The sequence below is a fragment of the Methylobacterium sp. D54C genome (genome assembly GCF_053345595.1).
The window spans coordinates 136247-157802 of the sequence record NZ_JBKFAK010000008.1; the positions used below are offsets into that span (position 1 = coordinate 136247).

The window sequence follows — 21556 nt, forward strand, 5'->3', positions numbered from 1 at the left end:
CGATCCGTCCCTGTCTCCGCCGCTGATTCGCGCCCCTGCAGCCCGTCATCGCGCGGCCGTTCGCAGTCATCGCGGACAGCCTCACGGACCGGAGGCCGAAACTGCGCACTGTTTGCGAGACGCCGCCGGCCTGGCAACCTCATGTTGCCTCGCAAGAACAGAAAATGTTCAAAGAACATCCTAAGATAAAGTATAGACAAAATAGACAGTTTTTGTATAGTTACGCGCCAATCTTGGCACACTCGAAGCAATTCGGCGCATGCTTGGGCGGTAAAAGCTGATCCTAGCCTCAGCTTTATCGATGCGCCGGTTCTCATGCCTCGAATTTCGGTACTGGGGGATTCATGAACACCATCGATCTGAACGAAAAGACCTCGGACCTGAACACAGACCTGATCAAGTGCACGGCATCACTGGTCGCGGCCTACGTGTCTCGGAATGCGGTGGGCGTGGGCGACCTGCCGGTTCTGATCGACCAGGTGCACACGGCCATATCGGTGCTGCAGGGCGGCGGCTCGGGATCCGGTCCCGGCTGGACCGGCCCGACGGCGGCGCAGATCGAGGCTTCGATCCAGCAGGACGGCCTGATCAGCTTCATCGACGGCCGGTCCTACAAGACCCTGAAGCGTCACCTCACGGCGCACGGCCTCACGCCGGAGCGTTACCGGGCGAAGTACGGCCTGCCGGCCGACTACCCGATGGTGGCCCCGGGCTACGCCGCCAAGCGCTCGGAGATCGCCAAGGCGATCCAGCTCGGACACAAGGCAGCCTGAGGCGGCCAGGCCCGCACCGCCCTGGATCGGCGGCCCCGTCCGGGCCGCCGCGGGACACGGGCGCGGGAATGCCTGACGGCGGATCGCCCGATCCGCCCGTCCCGGTCTCCGCGCTGGGGTCGGGGCCCCCGGGGGGCCAGCGCGGAGACCGACCCCGATGACCCGGTGGGGCGGGGCAGGGCGGATCCCGCGAGCGCCCGCCGGTCGCGGGATCCGCTCAGACCCGGGCGACCGCCAGGGTCCCGTCATCGATGGGGACGAACCGGACGCCCGCCCGGCGCAGCGCCTCGACCGCGTGCAGGCGGGACCGGCTTCCCCGATGCTCGCTGTCCTCTTCCAGACGCCGCACGGTGGAATGCGACAGGCCGCTCGCCTGAGCGAGCTCCATCATCGACCAGTCGAGGAGCGCCCGCGCGGCCCGCAGGTGGTGGCCGCTCACGGAATGCTCCAGCCCCTCGTGCAGGCCGCCGGGGGGCGGGGCGTGGTTGCGGACGGGGTATTTGAGCCCGCAGCGCCCGAGATAGGTCCCGTCCGGATCCCAGACCGGCATCGTGAGGATCCGGAAGTGCCAGAGCTCGCCGTTGGCGAGGCGCTCGTGGGCGCCCCCCTGGAAGAACGCCCGCCGCTCGATCTGCTCCAGGGCCGCTGCCCGGAAGCCCGCGCGCTCCTCGGGAACGATCAGGATATACGGCTCGGCGCAGATCTCCTCCAGCGGGAGCCCGTGGACCTGGGCGACGGCGAACGGGATGTCCCGGACGCGGTCGAGCCCCATCGAGAAGGTCGTGATGTGCTCCGTGAGGTAGAGCGCGCTCTGCCGGCGGCGCTCTTCCTGCCGCAGGCGCGCCAACTGCTCGCGGTCGCTCACGTCGAGCGCCGTGCCGCTGAGGGCGACGGGCCGCCCCTCCGCCGAGACGCGCACCTCCATCGTCAGCGAGAGCGTGCGCACCGTGCCGTTCGTCCGGATCACCCGGACGATGACCTCGCGGGGCACGTGCCCCTGCCGGATGTCCGCCAGCGCCGGCATGAGAGGCCGGTCCTCGGGATGGATCAGGCTCAGCAACAGGTCGTAGCGCGCCTTCGCGGCGTTCGGAACGAGCCCGAGCAGCCGGTAGAACCCGGGCGACCAGACCTGCTCCTCGCCCGCGAAGATCCAGCTCCAGGCCCCACTCACGCCCCGACTTTCCGTGAGAGTCAGGAACTCTCCCGACGAGAAAGTCAGAGCGCTTAAAGCAGTATGGAACATCTCAGCACCGTTCGAACCGTATCACCGTTCCCGCCGTTCGGCCACGAGAATTTTTCCGGCACAACACTTCACCATTCATCCGGAATTTCTTCAGATCCGGCACGTATCTCCATCGAGATGGCGCCCGCGATCGACAAACATCTTGCATCGACATTCCAGCCCGAGGCGGTTTGTTCCCGATCGAACGGATTCGTTCCTGCCGCGCTGTGAACGGAGGTTTCCGGGATCCTCGACCGCATCCCGCCCCTCCGCGCGTTCGGCACACACCGTCACGACAGCAACGCGACCGGATCTCGCTCGACAATGACCCCTGTCGCGAAGGAGCTTCTCTGACCTTCGGTGTTTAAGAATGGTGATTTTCCGCTCCAGCATTGAATCGAACTTCAGAAAAGCACGACGCCGAGGTTCTATGACGAGTCATGCACGCATATTACAGATTTTATTGTGAATTCTATTGATTATATATGATACATAATCGGTCATTGTGCGAATATTACAATACATTTGCCAAATTATCGATATGCAAATCCCACGAAATCGAGCGACTGGCGCGCCGATTCTTGGATCGTCGAGGCTCCTCAGACGGGCGCGCGACGGGGCCACGCGAGCGCGGCCGGCGCGGCGAGGTCGGGACCGGGACCGGTGGCGATTGACAGGCCGGGCCGTACAATGCGGGGACACGGGGTCGCGCACCGGGAGGAACCGCATGAGGGTCGCCTGCATCGGCGAGTGCATGGTCGAACTGTCCGAACGCCCGGACGGGAATCTGGTCCGGGGCTTCGGCGGCGACACGCTGAACACCGCGCTCTACCTCGCGCGCCTCGGCGTCGCGGTGGACTACGTGACCGCGCTGGGCGACGACATCTGGAGCGACGAGATGGCGGCGGCCTGGGGCCGCGAGGGCATCGGCCTCGACCGGGTCCGGCGCCTGCAGGGCCGGATGCCGGGCCTCTACATCATCCGCACGGATGCCGACGGCGAGCGCAGCTTCCACTACTGGCGCGACCGGGCCGCGGCCCGGGACCTCTTCACCGAGCCGGGCGCCGCCGAGACGGAGGCGGAGCTGGAGCGCTACGACCTCGTCTACCTGTCCGGCATCAGCCTCTCGCTCTACGGCGAGACCGGGCGCGCCGCCCTGTTCGAGACGCTGTCGCGCCTGCGGGAGCGGGGCGGGCAGGTCGCCTTCGACACCAATTACCGTCCCCGCGGCTGGCCCGACCGGGACGAGGCCTGGGCCGCCTTCCGCGCGGCCCTGGACCTGGCCGACGTGATCTTCGCCTCGGCCGAGGATCTGGACTGGCTGTTCGGCGCGGCGGGCGAGGACGAGGTGCTGCGCCACCGCGGCCGGGCCGAGATCGTGCTCAAGACCTCGGACGGATCCGGCCCCGTCGCCCGGGTGCTGCACGGCCGGGCCGACACCGCGGTGCCGGCCGGGCGCGCCGCGCGGGTCGTCGACACGACGGCGGCGGGCGACAGTTTCGCGGCGGGCTACCTCGCGGCGCGCATCGCCGGGCTGGCACCGGAAGCCGCCGCCGCCGAGGCGCACCGCCTGGCCGGGGCGGTGATCGGGCATCGCGGCGCCGTGATTCCCCGGGACGCGATGCCGGTCCCCGCCGCCCGACCGCCGGGTGCGGACGCCTGAGGGAGGCGGGGCCGCCCTTGAGGCGGACAAGCGCAACCGCTACCTCTCTGCCAGCGGGGGACGGCCCCGCAGCGTCATCGCCGCGCGTGGTGCGGCCGAGAGGGCACCCGTGGCGCCGATTCCCCCGCCGATCCAGGTTCCCGAGCCCGACGCCGCGGCGGGCGGCGGCACCCCGAAGACACGGGTCAGCGCGCGCGGCCGGCTGCGCACCTATTTCCTCACCGGCATCATCGTCGCCGGCCCGCTCGCCATCACGGCCTACATCACGTGGTGGTTCATCGCGCTGATCGATTCGTTCGTGAAGCCGCTGGTCCCGGCGAGCTACCTGCCGGACCACTACCTGCCCTTCTCGATCCCGGGCCTCGGCCTCGTGATCGCGTTCCTGGCGGTGACCCTGCTGGGCTTCCTCACGGCGAACCTCGTCGGACGCTCGGTGATCGAGTTCGGCGAGGTCCTGCTGGCGCGGACCCCCGTGATCTCCGGCCTCTACAAGGGCCTGCGGCAGATCTTCGAGACGCTGTTCTCGGCCAACGGCACCTCGTTCCGCACGGTGGGGCTCGTGGAGTTCCCCGTGAAGGGCACGTGGTCGGTGGTGTTCCTGTCCGCCCCGGCGGCCCACGAGGTCGAGGGGGCGCTGCGGGCCCGGGGGGCGCCGGCGGACGACCTCGTCGGCGTCTTCCTGCCCTGCGCGCCCAATCCGACCACGGGCTTCTTCTTCTACCTGCCGCGCGCGGAGGTGGTGGAGCTCGCCATCAGCGTCGACGACGCCGCCAAGCTGGTGATGTCGGCCGGGGTGATCCAGCCGGAGGACCCGCAGGGCCGCCTCAACGCCATGGCGGCCACCCTGCGGACGGCCCAGCAGGCCGGCGGACCGCTGCCCCGCCGGGAGCCGCAGGACGCGTGATGCGGCGCCCGGTCGCCGGCTTCGTCGCCGTCTCGGCGGCCGGAGCCACCCCGTGTCGCGCCACGGTGCAGGACGTCCCGCTGCCCCGGGTCGCTTCGCTGCGCCCGCGATGACGGCAGCGTCGACCGGAACCGTCGAAGCGGGGACGACCTCCGGTCCGCTCAAGGGGCCTTCCCGAGGCGCCGGCGCGCGATCCAGGCCTCCTGCGCGCCGAGCTCACCGCTCCTCGGCGTGAGGGAGACCGTGGGATTGGCGGCCATCGCCCACGAGAAAGGCCGCCCCGCGCGCGGGACGGCCCTGAAATGATCAGACTGCTATCGGCTCAGCGCTGCAGCGAGGCGGTCTGCGGCGCGATGGTCGGCGGCGTCGCCTGCGCGACCGTCACGGCGCTGCGGGGCGCCGTCGGACCCCAGCCGGAGGCGCATTGCAGGGTGAGGGCGAGGCCCAGCGCGATGCAGAGCCCGTTGGCGGCCAGCCAGAAGGGCCGGGACGCCCGACGCACGGCGGCCTGCAGCTCGTCCGCGGTCTTGCCCGCCGCCTCGGCGGCGCGATCCGAGATCGGCAGGAGCCAGGGCTCGGTCGGCAGGGCGTGGGCACCGGCCATCTCGTGGGAGCCCGGCAGGCCTTGGAACAGTCCGTTCGACATGTCCGTCCTCCAGATTCGTCCGTGATGTCCCGGCTTACCGGGCCATTCGTTCATCTCCAGTTAAGGGAAGAATATGGCTGATGCAAGGTCACGAGGCCTGTCCGGAGCCTCCCGGACCGCCCGTACGGCGCCGCCAAGCTTCCGCGCGATCCCGTCAAACCTTTGAAACGAAACACTTTTTCAGAGAGCCTGTGACATCGGCGCATCGGAGTACCGATCCGGTCGCGCGGCGGCGATTCCGGATCCGGCCGTTCAGGAAGGCCGGACTTTCCTGAACGAATCCGTTCAGGAAACCGTTCATCCGGCCCCGATCAGCCGGATCGCGGCCTCCCGCTCGAACAGGTAGAGCAGCACCCGCAGCGCCTGCCCCCGCGGGCTCTTGAGGCCGGGATCGCGCTCCACGATCATCCGCGCGTCGTCGCGGGCGGCCTCCAGCAGGGCGGCGTCGCTCTCCAGCCGCGCCAGCCGGAACGCCGCCATGCCGGATTGGCGGGTGCCGAGCACCTCGCCCTCGCCGCGCAGCTTCAGGTCGGCCTCGGCGATGCGGAAGCCGTCCTCGCTCGCGCGCATCATCTCCAGCCGGGCCCGGGACACCTGCCCGAGGGGCCCCCGGTAGAGCAGCAGGCACGAGGAAGCCTTCGAGCCGCGCCCGACCCGGCCGCGGAGCTGGTGCAGCTGCGCCAGCCCGAAGCGCTCCGCGTGCTCGATCACCATGATGGTGGCCTCGGGCACGTCGACCCCGACCTCCACCACCGTGGTCGAGACCAGGAGCTTGGTCTCCCCGGCGGCGAACCGCGCCATGGCGGCGTCCTTCTCGGGGCCGGGCATCTTGCCGTGGATCAGCCCGACCGCGTCGCCGAAGTGCTTCCGCAGGTCGTCGAAGCGCTCGGCCGCGGCGGCGAGGTCGACGAACTCCGATTCCTCTACAAGGGGGCAGATCCAGTAGACCCGCTCGCCCCCGGCGATCGCCCGGGCGAGGCCGGCCACGACCTCGTCGATCCGCTCGGTCGGCAGCGTGATCGTCCGGATCGGCTGGCGGCCGGCGGGCTTCTCGTCGAGGATCGAGACGTCCATGTCGCCGAAGAAGGTCAGCGCCAGGGTGCGGGGGATTGGCGTCGCGGTCATGACCAGGAAGTCCACCGCCTCGCCCTTGGCGCCGAGCGCGAGGCGCTGGTGGACGCCGAACCGGTGCTGCTCGTCCACCACCGCGAGGCCGAGGTCGCGGAACGTCACCGCCTCCTGGAACAGGGCGTGGGTGCCGACGAGGATATCGATCTCGCCCGCGGCGAGGTCGGCGAGCGTGCTTTTCCGCTCCGCGGCCCGGTCGCGGCCGGTCATCAGGCGCAGGCGCAGGGGGCCGGCCAGCGGCCTCAGCCGCTCGAAATGCTGCCGCGCCAGGATCTCGGTGGGCGCCATCAGGGCGGCCTGACGCCCGGCCTCGACCGCCGAGGCCATGGCGAGCAGGGCCACCGCGGTCTTGCCCGAGCCGACATCGCCCTGGAGCAGGCGCAGCATCCGCCGGGGCGCCGCGAGGTCGGCGCGGATCTCCGCCACCGCCCGGCCTTGCGCGCCGGTCAGCGCGAAGGGGAGGGCGGCCTCGAGGCGCCCGCTCAGGGCGCCGTCGCCGGCATTGACCCGGCCGGCCTTGCGCCGCTGGCGGGCGCGCAGGAGCGCCAGCGCCAGCTGCGAGGCGAGGAGCTCGTCGTAGGCGAGCCGCTTCCGGGACGGCGTCGCGGGCGGCGGCTGGAGCGGGTCCTCGGCCTTCGGGGGCGCCTCCTCGGGGCGATGCTCGAGGCGGAGCGCGTCCGCGAAGGCGGGCAGGCGGTTCCGCTCCAGCCAGGCCGGGTCCTGCCATTCCGGCAGGACCGGCAGCCGGTCGAGGGCCGCGACCGCGAGCTTGTTGATCGCCCGGGAGGTCAGCCCCTCGGTGGCGCCGTAGACCGGCTCGACGGCGGGGAGTTCAGCGAGGCCCGCCTCGTCCACGATCCGCGACGGGTGGACCATCTGGCGGGTGCCGTCCCAGAGGTCGATCCGGCCGGTGATGTAGCGGTGCGACCCGAGCGGCAGCATCTTCTCCACCCGGGCGCGGGGCATGCCGAAGAAGACCAGGGAGATGTCGCCGGAGGCATCCTCCACCAGCACCCGGTGCGGGCGCCGGCCGGGCCCGGCCTGGGCCGGGCGGTGCGCCACCACGGTGACGCCGATCGTCACCGGCTCGCCGGTGGGGGCCTCGCTGATCGAGCCCATGAGCTTCCGCGCCACGCCGCCCTGGGGCAGGTGGAACAGCAGGTCCACGACCCGGGCCTCGCGCTCGGGGGTGCCGAGCAGCTTCTCGATGAGCGGCGCCATCTTCGGCCCGATCCCCGGCAGGGCGCGGGCCGGCGCGAAGAGCGGGTCGAGGATGCTCGGCCGCAGGGGCGGGGCGACGGCAGGCGCGGGGGCGGCCTCCGCCGCCGGCGCCTCGGCCGCGTCGGAATCCTTCAAGGCCGGGTCCTGAGTCGCGCGTGCATCTGTCATGGCGGTTCGGCGGACATGGTGCCGGAGGCGCCTTATCATCCGGTGCATCCCGGCGCGCCAGTGCGGCCGAGTGAAGACCGACCCCGGAGACCGAATCCATGGCCCGCGACTTCCTGCCGGGTTTCGACCGGCACCGGATCGAGACCGCGCCCGGCGTGACGATCAACGCCCGCTCGGCCGGGTCCGGGCCGCCGGTGCTGCTCCTGCACGGCCATCCGCAGACCCTGTCGACCTGGCTCCACGTCGCGCCGCGCCTCGCCGAGCGGCACGCCGTGGTGGCGATGGACCTGCGCGGCTACGGCGATTCGGCCAAGCCCCCGGGGGGCGAGCGCCACGCCAGGTACGCCAAGCGCGCCATGGCGGCCGACGCGGTGGCGGTGATGCGGGCGCTCGGCCACGAAAGGTTCGCGGTGGTCGGCCACGACCGGGGCGGCCGGGTCGCCCACCGCCTCGCCCTCGACCACAGCCGGGCGGTGGAGCGGATCGCCGTGTTCGACATCGCGCCGACCGCGACCATGTACGCGCGCACCGACAAGGATTTCGCCACCCGCTATTTCTGGTGGTTCTTCTTCATCCAGCCCTATCCCCTCCCGGAGACGCTGATCGGGGCCGATCCGGAATACTTCCTGCGCCACCACGTCGAGGGCCAGTCGAAGACCCCCGGCTCGACCCCGCCGGAGCTCTTCGCCGAGTACCTGCGCTGCTATTCCGACCCGGCGTGCCGCCACGCGATCTGCGAGGATTACCGGGCGGCCGCCGGGATCGACCTGGAGCACGACGCGGCCGATGCCGAGGCCCGGATCACCGCGCCGCTGCTGGCGCTCTGGGGCGCGAAGGGCGTGGTCGGCCGGACCTACGACGTGCTGGAGACGTGGCGCGAGAAGGCGACCGACGTCTCGGGCCGGGCGCTGGATTGCGGTCACACCCTCCAGGAGGAGCGGCCGGACGCGGTTCTCTCGGAGCTTGCGGCGTTCCTGGGTTGACGGGCTGCGGCGCCGTGGCCCCGCGTCGCCGGTCTTGGCAGATCCGCTGAAATGCGCAGATACGAGACGTGCCGGGCTCGCGAACAGCGTCCCCGGTTGATGACTTCGACACCGCCGTCATCGCGAGCGGAGCGAAGCGACCCAGGGTGGCACCACGCTTCCTGACGTCCCGCTGCCCCGGGTCACTCCGCTCGCGATGACGGGGCCGCGCATCAACCGGAACCTTGGGAAGCCCGACGCCACACTGTCCCGAGTGGGACGCGTCGATCGTGCAGGACACCATGCCGGAGGACACCAACACCGTCTTCGAGGTCGCCGTGGTCGGGGCCGGTGCCGCGGGGCTCGCCGCCGCCCTGGCGGTCGCCCGCGAAGGGATCCCCACGGCGCTGGTCGGGCGCCACGCCCCGGTGGCGGACGGACGGACCGTCGCGCTCCTCGACGGGTCGGTGCGCTTCCTGGACGCGCTCGGCGCCTGGGAGGCGGCGGCGCCGCACGCGAGCCCGCTCTGCACGCTGCAGATCGTCGACGACACCGGCAGCCTGTTCCGGCCGCCGCCGGCGCGGTTCCGCGCCGCCGAGATCGGCCTCGACGCCTTCGGGTGGAACGTCGAGAGCGCCCGCTTGGTCGAGAGCCTGCGCGCCCGCGCCCGGGCGCAGGACAACCTCACCCTGGTCGAGGCGGACGCCGCCGGCGCCGTGCCCGGCGAGGCGGCGGCCCGCGTCGCGCTGGCGGACGGGCGTGCCGTCGAGGCCCGGCTCGTGGTGGGGGCCGACGGGGCCCGCTCGCCGCTGCGGGCCGCCAGCGGCGTCCGCGTGCGCGACTGGACCTACCCGCAGAGCGCCATCACCACGATCCTGGCCCACGCGCGCCCGCACCGCGACGTCTCCACCGAGTTCCACACCCGGTCGGGACCCTTCACCCTGGTGCCGCTGCCCGGCGGCCACCGGTCCAGCCTCGTCTGGGTGACCGGGGAGGGGGCGGCCCGGCGGCTCGCCGCCCTCGACGACGCGGCGCTGGGGCAGGCGGTGGAGCGGCAGGCCCGTGCGATGCTCGGCGCCATGCGGGTCGACGGCCCCCGCGGCCTCGTGCCGATGCGCGGCCTCGCGGTGGCGACCCCCGTGGCCCCGCGGCTGGCGCTGATCGGGGAGGCGGCCCACGTCTTCCCGCCGATCGGCGCGCAGGGGCTCAATCTCGGCCTGCGCGACGCCGCGACCCTGCGCGACGCGGTGCTGGCCGCCGTCCGCGACCGCCGCGATCCCGGCGCGCGCGCCGTGCTCGACGGCTACGCGCGGGCGCGCCGCGTCGACACGGCCGCGCGCACCGCCGCGGTCGATCTCCTCAACCGCAGCCTGCTCACCGACCTGCTGCCGGTCGACGCGCTGCGCGGTCTCGGCCTGCTGGCGATGACGCAGCTCGGACCGCTGCGGCGCCTGGTGATGCGGGAGGGCGTGCTGCCCCGGATCGGCGCGCCGGAGCTGATGCGCGCGGCGCGCTAGGACCGTTCCCGATCGTCTCGCGCCAGCGGCGCCCCCTTTCCCGCGCGGGAGAGGGGACCCGCGCCTCGTGCGACACCGGCAGTGACAGGGAGCGGTCGGACGGCGCTTCCCGGAGGCGGCCTCAGTCCCGGCGCGAGCGCCCGGACGCCGCGACCTCGGCGCGCGCCGGAGGGGGCCTCAGAGATCCGGCTGGGCGGCGACATAGGCGCCGAGCCGGGTCGCGAGATCGACCGGGCCGCCGCCTCGGGCCTCGCCCGAATCACCGATGAGGATCACCGGGATGCCGCGCTCGCGCAGCTGGCCGCGGAGGCGGGCCGCGCGGCGGGCGTAGGCGGGATTCCGGCGGGTGGGCGCCTGGAGCAGCACGGCCGCCGGACGGGCGATCACGGTCAGGACGTCGTCGGCCGCCTCCATCGAGGCGGTCACGCTCGCGTATCCGAGGCTGGCCAGCTCGCCCGAGAGGGACCGGTCCACGGCGCGGACGCCGTCGTCGACCACGAGCACTTGTTGCAGCGCACCCATAAGCTTGAGCGGTACTCCATCCCGGACGGCTTGGAAAGATAGCCGTCACGACAATCCGATGCAGAACCCGCGAAGAGGCGGATCGGATCCGTCGGTTCGTGTGCAGATGCGAGATTATCCGCGCCGCCTGAGTGCCGGATGAACCGGCGATCGTCCGCCGTTCAGGCGGAGGGGACGGTCGCGACGGTGGCGGCGATCGCCGCGACTGCCCCGTTCGCGCGCCCGTCCACGCGCCCGTCCGCGCGGAGCGGGCGGAAGCCCGTGCTTCGCCACGCCAGGGGGTCCGTCGCCGGGATCGCGCCGCGGGTGAGCGGGGAGGCCGCGCAGGCCGCCCCCCGGCAGGCGAGGTCGCCGTCGGCGCCGGCGGCGAGGTCCAGGAGGTCGCGGGGCAGGAAGGCCTGCCCGGGCTCGGCCAGGGTCGCGGCGAGGTCGTCCGGGCCGGGGCGGGTCAGCACGAGCGCCTCACCCAGGACCAGCGAATCGAGGCGCTGCGGGCCCGCGGGCCCGGCGCCCCGCGGGGTCAGCCGGGCGGGCGCGCGGTGGACCACGTCGAGGACCCGGACGGTCCAGGGCAGCGGCAGGGCGGCGAGAGCCGATTCGACCCGCGCCGGGACCACCAGCCGGGTCGGAACCGGCCGCAGCAGGGCGGCGCGGAACCCGGTCTCGTCGAAGGGCAGCACGGTCTCCAGGCCGGCGCCGGCCGCCAGGGCGGTGCCCAGGCCGGTCACGAGGCCGCGCAGGTCGTGGCCGGGCAGGAGCGTCAGGACCCGCTCGTCCGCGGTCAGGGGCAGCGCGTCGAGATGGGCGGCGACCGCCGCCGCCAGCGCCGCGGCGGTGCGGTAGACCGGCCGGCCGGGATCGCCGCCCGCGAAGGTGACGAGGCCGCGGCCCGGCGCCGGCTCGACCACGCCCCGCTCCAGGGCCATCGCGTCGAGGCTGATCACGCCGTCCGGCACGCTCGGGCCGAAGGCCGCGAGGTAGCGCAGAGCGAAATGGCGCATGGCCGCGCGGGTGAGGTCCTCGGCGGGCCGGCGCGCGCCGCGGCGGCCCTCCGTCAGCACGGCCACGAGGCCCGCGGCCTCGATCCCGGCGGAGAGCTCCGCCTCGTCCCAGAGGGCGGGCATCGCGCAGGGCAGGTGGCCGGCCGCCTCGACGGCGAGGTGGGCGAGGGCCGATTCGGCACCGCCCGAATACCACAGCCCGATCCGGCTGCCGGCCGGGAGCCGCCACGCGGCGATCCCGCGGGCGAGCCGCCCGACGATCTCGGCGGCGGCCGCGTAGGTCCAGGTGATGGACGGGCGCCCGCACCACGCGACCCGGTCCCCCGAATCACGCAGGAGGGTGCGCTGCGGGCCCGCCAGGGCGGCGGCGAACAGGCGGGTTGCGAGACCGTCGGACAGGCGTCCGGACAGGACTCCGGACAGGCCGTCGGGCGCGTCCTCGGATCGCGCGGACGCGTCCGGTGCGGCGTCTTCCGCCCACTCCGCCACCGCCAACGCGCTCAAACCCGCCGCCCCCGCCGATCCTGCAGAACGCCTATCATCTCGGCCCGACAGGGTTAACCGACCGCTAAGAGCGGCCGCGCCGCCGATCGCTGCCGGAGGGCGTCCGGAAGGCCTTCGGCGGCGTCCGGCGGCGCGGCCCGATCACGCGCTCGTGCCTCGCGGCCGCGCAACGTCGCGCTTGCGGCCGGGCGGATGGGAGCCTATCGGGGGCCGGGCGCGGTCGGGACGGTTCCGACAGCTTCCCCGGCCGCGGTGTCATGCCTTCGCCTCATTCGAGGGGAAAGGCAGGCCGCCCGGTCGCCGGGGAGAGGGATGCGCGCAGACGGCGCCCGTCCCGCCCGATGGCCGGACCGATTCATCCGGAGTTCCGGGCGGCGCGCCAACGCGGCGGGCAGCCGGACGCTCCGGCGGACCTGCCGCCAGGCCGGCTCCGCATCCTGCCAGCCACACCACGTCTCTTCCAAGGGGTCAGAGCCGATGTCCTTCACCCGCACCGCGACGCTCGCCCGCGCCGCCCTCCTCGGCCTCGCGGGCCTCGGTCTCGCGGCCGCGCCGGCCCTGGCGCAGCCGAAGAAGCCCGCCGCGCCCGCGCCGGCCGCCCCGGCGCCGACCGCCCCGGGCACCCCCGCGGCCAACACCCCGGCCGCCCAGACGGGCCCGCAGATCGTCGCGGTGAAGTCCGAGCCGAGCCAGGCCGACTGGACCAAGGTCTGCGGCAAGGACCAGGGTTCGGGCACCGACATCTGCTACACGACCCGCGACTTCGTGTCCGACCAGGGCCAGCCGGTGCTGGCCGTGGCGGTCTACGAGATGAAGAACGCCGCCCAGAAGCAGGAGGTGCGCGTGGTGCGCTACCTGCTGCCGCTCGGCCTGCTGCTGCAGCCGGGCATCCGCTTCAGCGTCGACGGCCAGGCGGCGACCGCCGGCCGCTTCGCGGTCTGCTTCCCGAACGGCTGCTTCGCCGAGGCCGGCGGCGTCGATGCCGGCGTGATCGCCGCGATGAAGAAGGGCACGACCCTGAACGTCTCGGTTCAGAACCAGACCCAGCGCGAGGTCACCTTCGCGGTGCCGCTGGCCGGCTTCGGCAAGGCCTTCGACGGCCCGGCCATCGACCCGAAGGTCCTCGAGGAACAGCAGAAGAAGCTCCAGGCGGAGCTGGAGAAGCGCTCCGAGGATATGCGCAAGAAGCTCGAGCAGCAGCAGGGCGCCGCCCCGGCCGCCGGCGCGGCTCCGGCCCCGGCCGCCAAGTAAGCGCCATCGACCCGCCGCGCGGCGGGTCCGTACCGGGGGCCGGGCCGCGAGGTCCGGCCCTTCGCGTTCGAGCCGCCCGGCGACGGGACCTAACGCGTCCCCGGGGCCGCCGAAGCCGGCTGGACGATCAGCACGCGCAGGTCCTGGTCGGGCACGTAGTCTCGGGCCTCCCAGCGGAACGTGGTCGGCCCGCTCTTCCGGATGTCCGTGCGGCAGAAGCTGACGACCGCCTCCGGGCTGCCCTTGTCGACCGTCAGGGTGAAGCGCCCGATCGGCGCGGCCCAGTTGCGCGCCGTGGTGACGATGTAGGGCACCACGGTCGCCCGCAGGGTGCCGCCGGGATCCGGCGCCTTCGCGTGCAGGCGCCGGATCGCCGCGAGCCCCGCCTCGTCCAGGCAGTAGGTCGCCCGGTAGGCCGCCCGGGACGCCGCCTTCGGGTCGAGCAGGTGGAAACCGGTCACCGGCGCGTAGCTGTGCGCGATGCGGACCTCCTGCCCGGGCGGGAAGGTCTGGAGCCAGTGGAACTTGGCCTCGCCGCGCCACAGCCCCTCGGTCATCCGGTCCGGCGTGTCGGGGACGTCGGGGAAGAGCCCGGCCTTGACCAGCGCGGCCCATTCGGGCGCGCCGATCCGCTTGGCCGCCGCGCTGATCGCCTCGAAGCGCAGCGGGTTCAGCGGCAGGCCGTGACGGCGCAGCAGGTCCGTCACCTCGCGCTCGCCCACGAAGGCGCGCTCCTCCAGCTCGGGCTCGAGGGGCTTGCCGTCCACCGTGACGGTGAAGCCGACGAAGTTCGGGCTGTCGGGCCGGGGCAGCGCCAGGGCCGAGAAGCTGAGTTCCCGCCCGTCGATCGGCGGCAGCGGGAAGGCGATCCGGACCGTGCGCGCCTCCTGAACCTGATTGCGGAACAGGTAGGACACGTCGATCCGGTCGCGGGCGATCGACAGGTCCTCGCTCACCAGCGCGATCCCGGGCTCGCGCCGCAGGACGAGGCCGCCGGCATCGAGTTCGGCCGCGCTGTCGTTGGCGCGCGCCGTGCCCGTGAGCAGGCCAGCGAACAGGCCAGCGCGCAGGCCAGCGCGCAGGAACGCGGCGGCGAAGCGGGGTTTGGCGACCATCGGGCGGGCTCGTCCGACGGCACGGGCCGTCGCGGCAGACGAGCGCCCGCCGCTTGCCAGGACCTTCACGGACCGGGCGCCTCAGTTCGTGGCGCGGTCGCGCATCCGGTACGCGCCGGCGGCGTCGCGCTCGAACATCTCGGCGATGCCGGCATGGCGCAGGGCCTCGCCCGACGTGTCGGGCAGGAGGTTCTGTTCCGACACGTAGGCCACGTACTCGGTCTCGGCGTTCTCGGCGAGCAGGTGGTAGAACGGCTGGTCCTTGCGCGGCCGGACCTCCTCGGGGATCGACAGCCACCACTCCTCGGTGTTGTCGAACACCGGGTCGACGTCGAACACGACGCCCCGGAACGGGTAGATCCGGTGGCGCACCACGGCGCCGATCGCGAATTTCGCGGTTCTCAGTGTTACGTCCGACATGGTTCAACCCGTCCAGATCGGACAGATAGGTCCGATGACGGATCGTGTCACCCGGTCGCCGCGGAAGTCGGCGTTTCCGCGGCGCGGGCCAAGCGGTCCCGGACGGCGATCGCCTCCGGCAGCGGCCGCCACGGGACGGTCATCTCGGCGATGCGCCCGGCCGCGTCGAGGCGCCACTCATCCATCCCGTCGAGCCGGTGCGGGCCGGCCGCCGCGCCGACGAAGGCGGCGGCGTGCGCGGGGCCTTCCAGGATCGCGCGGCTCTCGAAGGCGTCGACCACCGGCCGGATCGCCGCCGTCCCGCGCACGGGCTCGGCGGCGAGCGGGGTGTTGAGCACGCCCCCCTCGGCCATCTGCGCCAGCACGGCGTCCCGGTCCTTCGCCGCCAGGACGGCCGCGAAGGCGCGAACGCGGGTCAGGTCCATCGGAGGTCTCCTACGGGATCCGGATGCCGAGCTCGGTCGCGATCGCCCGGGCCGTGGCCTCGCGCCGGGCCGTGATGTCGGCCGCCGCCGCCCGCACCCGCGCCACGGTGTCCGGGGAGGCCGTGTGGGGCGTGCCGCTGTCGAAAGGGGGCTCGGGGGCGTACTGGATGCCGAGCTGGATGGTCCGGGCGGCCTCCTCGCCGCGCAGCGCGGCGGCGAGCTGCAGCGCCCCGTCGATGCCCGCGGTGACGCCGGCCGCGAACACCCAGGTGCGCCCGTCCGCGTCGCGGTCGATCACCACGCGCGCGTCCACCGGCTCGGCGCCGAAGAACGGCAGCAGGTGCACGGCGTTCCAGTAGGTCGTGGCCCGCCGCCCGACCAGCAGGCCGGCCGCGCCGAGGATCAGGGCGCCGGTGCAGACCGAGAGGACGTGGCCGGCCCCGGCCGCCTGATCGCGGATCCAGCCGAGCACGGCCGGGTCCCGCATCAGGGCCTCCTGGCCCGTGCCGCCCGGGACGTGCAGCACGTCGAGCCGCGGGGCTTCCGCGAGCGTGGCATCCGGCAGCATCCGGAGGCCGCGGACGTCGCGGACGGGCTCCGGGCCCGGCGCGTAGACCCGGTAGGTGCTGTTGGGCACCCGGGACAGGACCTCGAACGGGCCGGTGAGGTCGATCTGGTCCAGCCCCTCGAACAGGAGCGAGCCGATCTGCAGGTGGGTGTCGGGCGGGATCATGCCGGGCCTCCGTGGTGGACAGGGTGATCCTAGCGCGTCAGGATCTGGCCGAAATGCCAAAGAGCCCTCGTTTCTCGCCAGATCCGCCGCGCCCGGTCGAGGTGCTGGCCTTCCCGTCGGTGCAGCTCCTCGACGTGGCCGGGCCGCTCCAGGTCTTCGCCACCGCCAACGAGCACGGCGGCGCCGGGATGCCCTACGCGCCGCGGGTGATCGCGGCCGGCGACCCGGGGCTCACCGCCTCGGCGGGCCTGCGGCTGGTGGCCGACCCATTGCCGGATCCCGACGCGCCGGTGGACACGCTGGTGATCGCGGGCGGCCCCGGCGTCGTCGCGGCCTGCGACGACGCCGCCCTGGTGGCCTGGGTGCGGGCCCGGGCCGGCCGGGCCCGCCGGGTCGCTTCGGTCTGCACCGGCGCGTTCCTGCTCGGGGCGGCGGGGCTCCTCGACGGGCGGCGGGCCGTGACCCACTGGAAGCATTGCGGGGCGCTCGCCGCCCGCTACCGACGCGCCCGGATCGAGCCCGACCCGATCTTCGTGCGCGACGGCCCGGTCTGGTCCTCGGCGGGGGTGACGGCGGGGATCGACCTGGCCCTGGCGCTGGTCGAGGAGGATCTCGGCCGCGCGACCGCGCTGACGGTGGCGCGCCACCTCGTGATGTTCCTCAAGCGCCCCGGCGGGCAGGCGCAGTTCAGCGCGGCGCTGGCGCTGCAGGCGGGCGAGGAGCGGTTCGGGCGGCTCCACGCCTACATCGCCGACAACCTGTCCGGCGACCTGTCGCTGCCGGCGCTGGCCGCGGCGGCCGGGATGAGCGCGCGCAGCCTGAGCCGGCACTATCTGGAGGCGACCGGCCTCACCCCCGCCAGGGCCGTGGAGCGCCTGCGGGTCGAGGCGGCCCGGCGGGCGCTCGCCGAGACGGCGCAGCCGGTGAAGCGCGTCGCCCGGACCTGCGGCTTCGGCTCCGAGGAGACGATGCGGCGCAGCTTCCTGCGGCACGTCGCGGCGACGCCGCAGGAGTACCGGGCGCGGTTCGGCGGGTGAGGGGGGACTAGAGCCGTATCCGACCATGTTGCAACGGTCGGGAAGGACGGCGAGCCCGGTCTCGCCAGTCGCTCCAGGCCCCCTCTCCCGCACGGGAGAGGGGACCCGCGCCTCGTCCCGTCGCCGCGGCGCCGCGCACGACGCCCGAGTCCGGGAGCCCGAACGGCAACCCGCTCACCCCAGCTTGTACACCGCCGCCAGCTCGGGGTCCTTCGCGGCCACGAGCTTCGCCAGGTCCACGATGACCTTGGCCTGCTTCCAGGTGGCGTCGTCCTGCATCTTGCCGTCGAGCATCACGGCGCCGGTGCCGTCCGGCATGGCCTCGACGATCCGGGCCGCGAAGGCGACCTCGGCCGGGTCCGGCGCGAAGACCCGCTTGGCGATCGCCACCTGGCTCGGGTGCAGCGTCCAGGCGCCGGCGCAGCCCATCAGGAAGGCGTTGCGGAACTGCGCCTCGCAGGCGTCGCCGTCGGAGAAGTCGCCGAACGGGCCGTAGAAGGCCTTGATGCCGTTGGCCATGCAGGCGTCGACCATCCTGGCGATGGTGTAGTGCCAGAGATCCTGCTGGGCGGTGGCGCGGGGGGCATCGCCGGAGGGATCGCTGAGCACCCGGTAATCCGGGTGGCCGCCACCCACCCGGGTGGTCTTCATGCCGCGCGACGCCGCGAGGTCCGCCGGCCCGAGGCTCATGCCGTGCATCCGCGGCGAGGCCGACGCGATCGCGTCGACGTTGGCGACGCCCTCGGCGGTCTCCAGGATCGCGTGGACCAGGATCGGCTTCGTCACCCCGTGGCGCGCCTCGAGCTGGGCGAGCAGCTGGTCGATGTAGTGGATGTCCCACGGTCCCTCGACCTTGGGCACCATCACGACGTCGAGCTTGTCGCCGACCTCGGCCACGATCGTGAACAGGTCGTCCAAGATCCAGGGCGAGTTGAGGGCGTTGATCCGGGTCCAGAGGCCGGTGCCGGTGGCGGCGAAATCGGTGGCCTGGGCCATGGCGACGAAGCCCTTGCGGGCCGCCTCCTTCTGGTCGGCCGGGACCGCGTCCTCGAGGTTGCCCAGCACCACGTCGACGGTCCCGGCGAGCTCCGGCACGCGGGCCCGGACCTTGTCGTTGTGGGGCGGCACGAAGTGGATCATCCGCTCCAGCCGCACCGGCAGTTCGCGGAACGGGGCCGGCGCGCCGGTGGCGAGGGGCTGGAAGAAGCGGCGGGGCAGTTTCATCGGGTGCCTCTTGTCAGGGCTGGCGTCTGAGCCCCGTTAAGGCAGCTTGGGCGGGCGCGTAAAGCCGCGCCGCGCGGAAGTGATCTCGGACTTTCGTGACGCTCGGGCTTCCGGCCCGACGCGCCGCAGGGCCCGCGGAGCCTCAGCCCCGGCCGCCCCGGCGCCCGGCGAGGCCGATCCGGTTGAGGATGCCGCCGCCGTCGCCGCTGCCGGCCACCACCACGAGGCGCCGGACCTCGCCCCGCAGGAAGGCCTGCAGGAAGCGGTTGTAGTCGCGGAACGAGACGCAGCCGTTCGAGGCGCCGGGCTGCCGCAGCATGTAGGTGTGGGCCAGCAGGCCGTCGCGGCCGTGGATCGCGGCGCTGCCGCCCACCGGGTTGAGCCGGATCGCCCGGACCCCGTGGAACAGGCGCTCGCGCTCGGTCAGCGTGTAGGTGCCGGGCGGGGTCGAGCCGCGCATGCGCAGGTGGACGTAGCGCGGGTTGTCCATGTGCTCGCCGAGGCCGGAATGGGCCTCCAGCACCTCGCCGGAGGGCAGCGTCACCGTGCGGGCGGTGATGTCGTAGACGGCCGTTCCGGCCACCGAATCGGGCTCCGGGCTGATCCGGGTGCGCGGCGCCTCCTGCGGCAGGGCGTCCGGGCTGGCATAGGCCAGTGCCTGACGGGGCTCCTGGCGGCTGTCCTGGCGGCTGTCCTGAGACGGCGCCGCGGCGCCGACGCCGAACAGCTTCTCGAAGAAGGACGGCTCCTCGGCCATCGCAGCGCGGAACACGTCGCGGGTCCGGGGCAGGGCGCGGCTCGCCACCCGCGCGGGCGGCGCCGGTGCGCGCCGCAGCTCGGGCGGGCGGGCCACCGGCAGCGGCACGAGGGCGGGAACAGGGGCGGGTGCGAGGGCGGCGGGCGTGGGCTCGGCCGCGGCCATCCGGACCGGCGCCCCCGTCCCCTTCTCGCCGGTCCTCTCGCCGGTCCTGTCCGCGACTCTCTCGGCGACTTTCTCTGCAGCTTTGGCCTGGGCCATCCGGACCTGGGCGGCCCGCGCCCGCTCCGCCTGCGCGACCTGCCGGGCGATCTCCCGGACCGCCGGGGACGGGGCGGCGGCGGCGACCTGGAAGCCGGCGACCGGCGGTGTTTCGCCCCCGAAGGCCGTGGCGGTGCCGGCGCCCAGCGCCGGGCTCCGGTCGAGCATCCAGGCGAGGCTCGGCCGCGGCGCCGCCGCGGCCTGCGGGACCGGGACGGCGGCCGGCCCGGCCGCCGCGACGGACTCCGCCTCGGGGCGGGCCGGCCCCTGCGGGTGGCTGAACACGGCCCAGCCGGCGAGGCTCACGCCGGTGAGAGCGATGAGCGTCGTCAGCCGGGCGCGGCGACGGGCGCGCCGCATGGCGCTCGGGTAGGGCGCCCGGGTGCGGACGACCGGGTCGTAGGCGGTCTCGACGTAGCTGGGGCGCGGGGGCGCCGGTCGCCGGGGTTCCGCGCTCGGATACGCGGTCTGGAACGCGGCGAGGGACAACGCAGCCTGGGCCATTCGGGAACTCGCGTACGCGCTTCCCCTGGGCAGCCGCCGCCGTTCGCCCGCGAGAGCCGTTCTCGCGCACGTGGCCCGGGTCACCCGTCTGGGGAGGACATCAACCGTCCACCCCATTAAGCCGTGCTGTGGTTAATCCCCGCTAAAGAGACAGTTTCCGCGGGCGTTCCCGTGTTGGGACACAGCCTCAGGTGGCCCGATTCGGCGCGTCCCCGGCCGCGTCGGCCGCTGGCTCCATCGGCCCGTGCCGGCGCGCGACCAGCAGGCAGAGCAGGGCCACCGGCACGCCGATGAGGGACGTGCCGACGAAGAACCACGCGAACCCGGTCCACTCGATCACGAAGCCCGAGAACCCCGCGAGCAGGCTGCCGGGCAGGGCGCAGAGCGAGGTCAGCAGGGCGTACTGGCTCGCCGCGTGGGCGGTGGCCGAGAGGCGCGACATGTAGGTGATCAGCACGATCGACGCGAAGGCGTAGGCGAAGCCGTCGATCCCGACGGTCAGCGCGAAGGTCCAGAACGCCGCGCCGCCGTGGCCGCCGTGCCAGGCGAGGTAGGCCAGCGCGAGGTGCGAGGCCGAGGCCGTCACGGTGCCGATGAGCAGGCTCGCCATCATGCCGATCCGCGGGATGATGGCGCTCGCTAGGAAGGTGCCCCCGAGCGCGATCCAGAAGCCGAACAGCTTCGTCACCGTCGCGATGTCGGTGTTGGTGTAGCCGAGCGTCTTGAACAGCGGGATCGCCATGGCGTTCGAGACGTAGCCGGGCATCCGGAAGCCCGCGACCAGCGCCAGCACCGGCAGGGCGAGCGGCCCGAGCCGGGCGAGGAGGTCGCGGATCGGCGCCCAGACGGTCTCGACGAAGCCGCCGGTGGCGGGGGTCTCGGGGGCCGGGGGTTCGGGCGCCAGCAGGGCCGCGACCGTGCCGGGCGCCATGAGCGCGGCCATGCACAGGTAGGCCACGCGCCAGCCATACGCGTCGGACAGGTAGAGCGCGCCGGCGCCGGCCGCGAGGTTGCCGATCCGGAAGCCGATCTCGGCCCAGGACGACATCAGCGCCTGCTGCTCGGGCGGCGCGGCGGTGATGCGCCAGCCGTCGATCACCACGTCCTGGGTGGCGCCCGCGACGCCGAGCGCCAGGGAGAACGCCACCGTCCAGGCGAGCCAGTGGGCCGGGTCGCCGAAGGCGACGCCCGCCAGCGCCAGGGCGACGAGGATCTGCGTGGCGACGATCCAGCCGCGGCGCCGCCCGAGCCAGCGGCCGATGAGCGGCGCGTCGTGGCGGTCGAGGAAGGGGGCCCAGAGGAACTTGAGCTTGTAGGCGATGGTGAGCTCGCTCATCAGCCCGATCGTGGCGAGCGGCACCTTCGCCTGGACGAGCCACGCCGACTGCGTCGCGTAGACGAGCAGGAACGGGATACCCTGCGCGAAGCCGAGCCCCAGCACCGCGGCGACGCGCCGGTCGGTGAACAGGGGCGTGAGGAAGGCGCCCGGCGCGGCCTTCACCGGCTCGGGCGCGCCGGTGATCGGCGCCGGGTCTGCCATCCACGCGTCTCCTCAAGCCGCCCCGCAGGATGAGGGGGCTCGCCGGGGCGCGACGCCC

Annotated in this window: 20 protein-coding genes; 8 read left to right on the top strand and 12 right to left on the bottom strand. The window is 73.5% G+C overall.

All coding sequences use genetic code 11. From position 1 onward, the window contains the following. The first annotated feature begins 344 nt into the window (after positions 1-344). On the top strand, positions 345-773 hold the full coding sequence (locus ACLBYB_RS17925; RefSeq protein ID WP_020093268.1) for a MucR family transcriptional regulator: 429 nt from the start codon (positions 345-347) through the stop codon (positions 771-773). Between the two features lie 217 nt (positions 774-990). Here ACLBYB_RS17925 and ACLBYB_RS17930 read toward each other — a convergent pair whose 3' ends face one another. Beyond that, positions 991-1944, bottom strand: coding sequence for a PAS domain-containing protein (locus tag ACLBYB_RS17930; RefSeq protein WP_244491817.1), 954 nt, complete (start codon positions 1942-1944; stop codon positions 991-993). 63 nt (positions 1945-2007) lie between these two features. Between ACLBYB_RS17930 and ACLBYB_RS17935 the strand changes: the two genes are divergently transcribed. The 3 genes from ACLBYB_RS17935 (at position 2008) to ACLBYB_RS17945 (ending at position 4562) form a co-directional block, all read left to right on the top strand. Continuing rightward, positions 2008-2226, top strand: coding sequence for a hypothetical protein (locus ACLBYB_RS17935; protein ID WP_139215641.1), 219 nt, complete (start codon positions 2008-2010; stop codon positions 2224-2226). 496 nt (positions 2227-2722) lie between these two features. Then, positions 2723-3658, top strand: coding sequence for a sugar kinase (locus ACLBYB_RS17940; RefSeq protein ID WP_042672778.1), 936 nt, complete (start codon positions 2723-2725; stop codon positions 3656-3658). Between the two features lie 109 nt (positions 3659-3767). Continuing rightward, positions 3768-4562: a DUF502 domain-containing protein gene (locus ACLBYB_RS17945; RefSeq protein ID WP_042672775.1), complete on the top strand. Its 795-nt coding sequence runs from the start codon at positions 3768-3770 to the stop codon at positions 4560-4562. 322 nt (positions 4563-4884) lie between these two features. Here ACLBYB_RS17945 and ACLBYB_RS17950 read toward each other — a convergent pair whose 3' ends face one another. Both ACLBYB_RS17950 and recG read right to left on the bottom strand, forming a co-directional pair. After that, positions 4885-5208 (bottom strand): hypothetical protein, encoded by a 324-nt coding sequence (locus ACLBYB_RS17950; protein WP_012318646.1) that lies wholly within the window; start codon positions 5206-5208, stop codon positions 4885-4887. A 297-nt stretch (positions 5209-5505) separates the two neighbouring features. Next, on the bottom strand, positions 5506-7725 hold the full coding sequence (gene recG, locus ACLBYB_RS17955) for an ATP-dependent DNA helicase RecG (RefSeq protein ID WP_447699568.1): 2220 nt from the start codon (positions 7723-7725) through the stop codon (positions 5506-5508). Positions 7726-7823: 98 nt separating this feature from the next. Between recG and ACLBYB_RS17960 the strand changes: the two genes are divergently transcribed. Both ACLBYB_RS17960 and ACLBYB_RS17965 read left to right on the top strand, forming a co-directional pair. Then, positions 7824-8708: an alpha/beta fold hydrolase gene (locus tag ACLBYB_RS17960; RefSeq protein ID WP_447699569.1), complete on the top strand. Its 885-nt coding sequence runs from the start codon at positions 7824-7826 to the stop codon at positions 8706-8708. Between the two features lie 281 nt (positions 8709-8989). Further along, on the top strand, positions 8990-10204 hold the full coding sequence (locus tag ACLBYB_RS17965) for a UbiH/UbiF family hydroxylase (RefSeq protein ID WP_447699621.1): 1215 nt from the start codon (positions 8990-8992) through the stop codon (positions 10202-10204). A 177-nt stretch (positions 10205-10381) separates the two neighbouring features. Here the strand turns inward: ACLBYB_RS17965 and ACLBYB_RS17970 are convergent, their stop codons facing one another. Together ACLBYB_RS17970 and ACLBYB_RS17975 are read right to left on the bottom strand one after the other, a co-directional pair. After that, positions 10382-10726, bottom strand: coding sequence for a hypothetical protein (locus ACLBYB_RS17970; protein ID WP_020093275.1), 345 nt, complete (start codon positions 10724-10726; stop codon positions 10382-10384). Between the two features lie 161 nt (positions 10727-10887). Next, positions 10888-12231: an AMP-binding protein gene (locus ACLBYB_RS17975; protein WP_447699570.1), complete on the bottom strand. Its 1344-nt coding sequence runs from the start codon at positions 12229-12231 to the stop codon at positions 10888-10890. 477 nt (positions 12232-12708) lie between these two features. Here ACLBYB_RS17975 and ACLBYB_RS17980 point away from each other — a divergent pair, with 477 nt between their 5' ends. Beyond that, positions 12709-13482: an invasion associated locus B family protein gene (locus ACLBYB_RS17980; protein WP_447699571.1), complete on the top strand. Its 774-nt coding sequence runs from the start codon at positions 12709-12711 to the stop codon at positions 13480-13482. Positions 13483-13571: 89 nt separating this feature from the next. On the opposite strand, the gene ACLBYB_RS17985 is transcribed toward ACLBYB_RS17980, so the two are convergent. The 4 genes from ACLBYB_RS17985 to ACLBYB_RS18000 form a co-directional block, all read right to left on the bottom strand. Next, positions 13572-14597: a DUF4424 domain-containing protein gene (locus tag ACLBYB_RS17985; protein WP_447699572.1), complete on the bottom strand. Its 1026-nt coding sequence runs from the start codon at positions 14595-14597 to the stop codon at positions 13572-13574. An 81-nt stretch (positions 14598-14678) separates the two neighbouring features. Next, the gene (gene hspQ / locus ACLBYB_RS17990) at positions 14679-15017 is read right to left on the bottom strand and encodes a heat shock protein HspQ (RefSeq protein ID WP_012318638.1); all 339 of its coding nucleotides are present in this window, start codon (positions 15015-15017) and stop codon (positions 14679-14681) included. A 47-nt stretch (positions 15018-15064) separates the two neighbouring features. Continuing rightward, entirely contained in the window at positions 15065-15442 is a 378-nt protein-coding gene (locus ACLBYB_RS17995; RefSeq protein WP_447699573.1) for a nuclear transport factor 2 family protein, read from the bottom strand. Positions 15443-15452: 10 nt separating this feature from the next. After that, positions 15453-16175, bottom strand: a complete 723-nt coding sequence (locus ACLBYB_RS18000; protein ID WP_020093280.1) for a DJ-1/PfpI family protein — start codon at positions 16173-16175, stop codon at positions 15453-15455. Between the two features lie 53 nt (positions 16176-16228). On the opposite strand from ACLBYB_RS18000, the gene ACLBYB_RS18005 reads away from it, so the two are divergent. Further along, on the top strand, positions 16229-17212 hold the full coding sequence (locus ACLBYB_RS18005) for a GlxA family transcriptional regulator (protein WP_447699574.1): 984 nt from the start codon (positions 16229-16231) through the stop codon (positions 17210-17212). A gap of 174 nt (positions 17213-17386) precedes the next feature. On the opposite strand, the gene ACLBYB_RS18010 is transcribed toward ACLBYB_RS18005, so the two are convergent. From ACLBYB_RS18010 to ACLBYB_RS18020, 3 genes are all read right to left on the bottom strand, one after another. After that, positions 17387-18436 (bottom strand): HpcH/HpaI aldolase/citrate lyase family protein, encoded by a 1050-nt coding sequence (locus tag ACLBYB_RS18010; protein WP_091978291.1) that lies wholly within the window; start codon positions 18434-18436, stop codon positions 17387-17389. A gap of 142 nt (positions 18437-18578) precedes the next feature. Beyond that, on the bottom strand, positions 18579-19958 hold the full coding sequence (locus tag ACLBYB_RS18015; protein ID WP_056523015.1) for a DUF2778 domain-containing protein: 1380 nt from the start codon (positions 19956-19958) through the stop codon (positions 18579-18581). A gap of 187 nt (positions 19959-20145) precedes the next feature. Beyond that, positions 20146-21498, bottom strand: a complete 1353-nt coding sequence (locus ACLBYB_RS18020) for an AmpG family muropeptide MFS transporter (protein WP_447699575.1) — start codon at positions 21496-21498, stop codon at positions 20146-20148. Between the last annotated feature and the right edge of the window lie 58 nt (positions 21499-21556).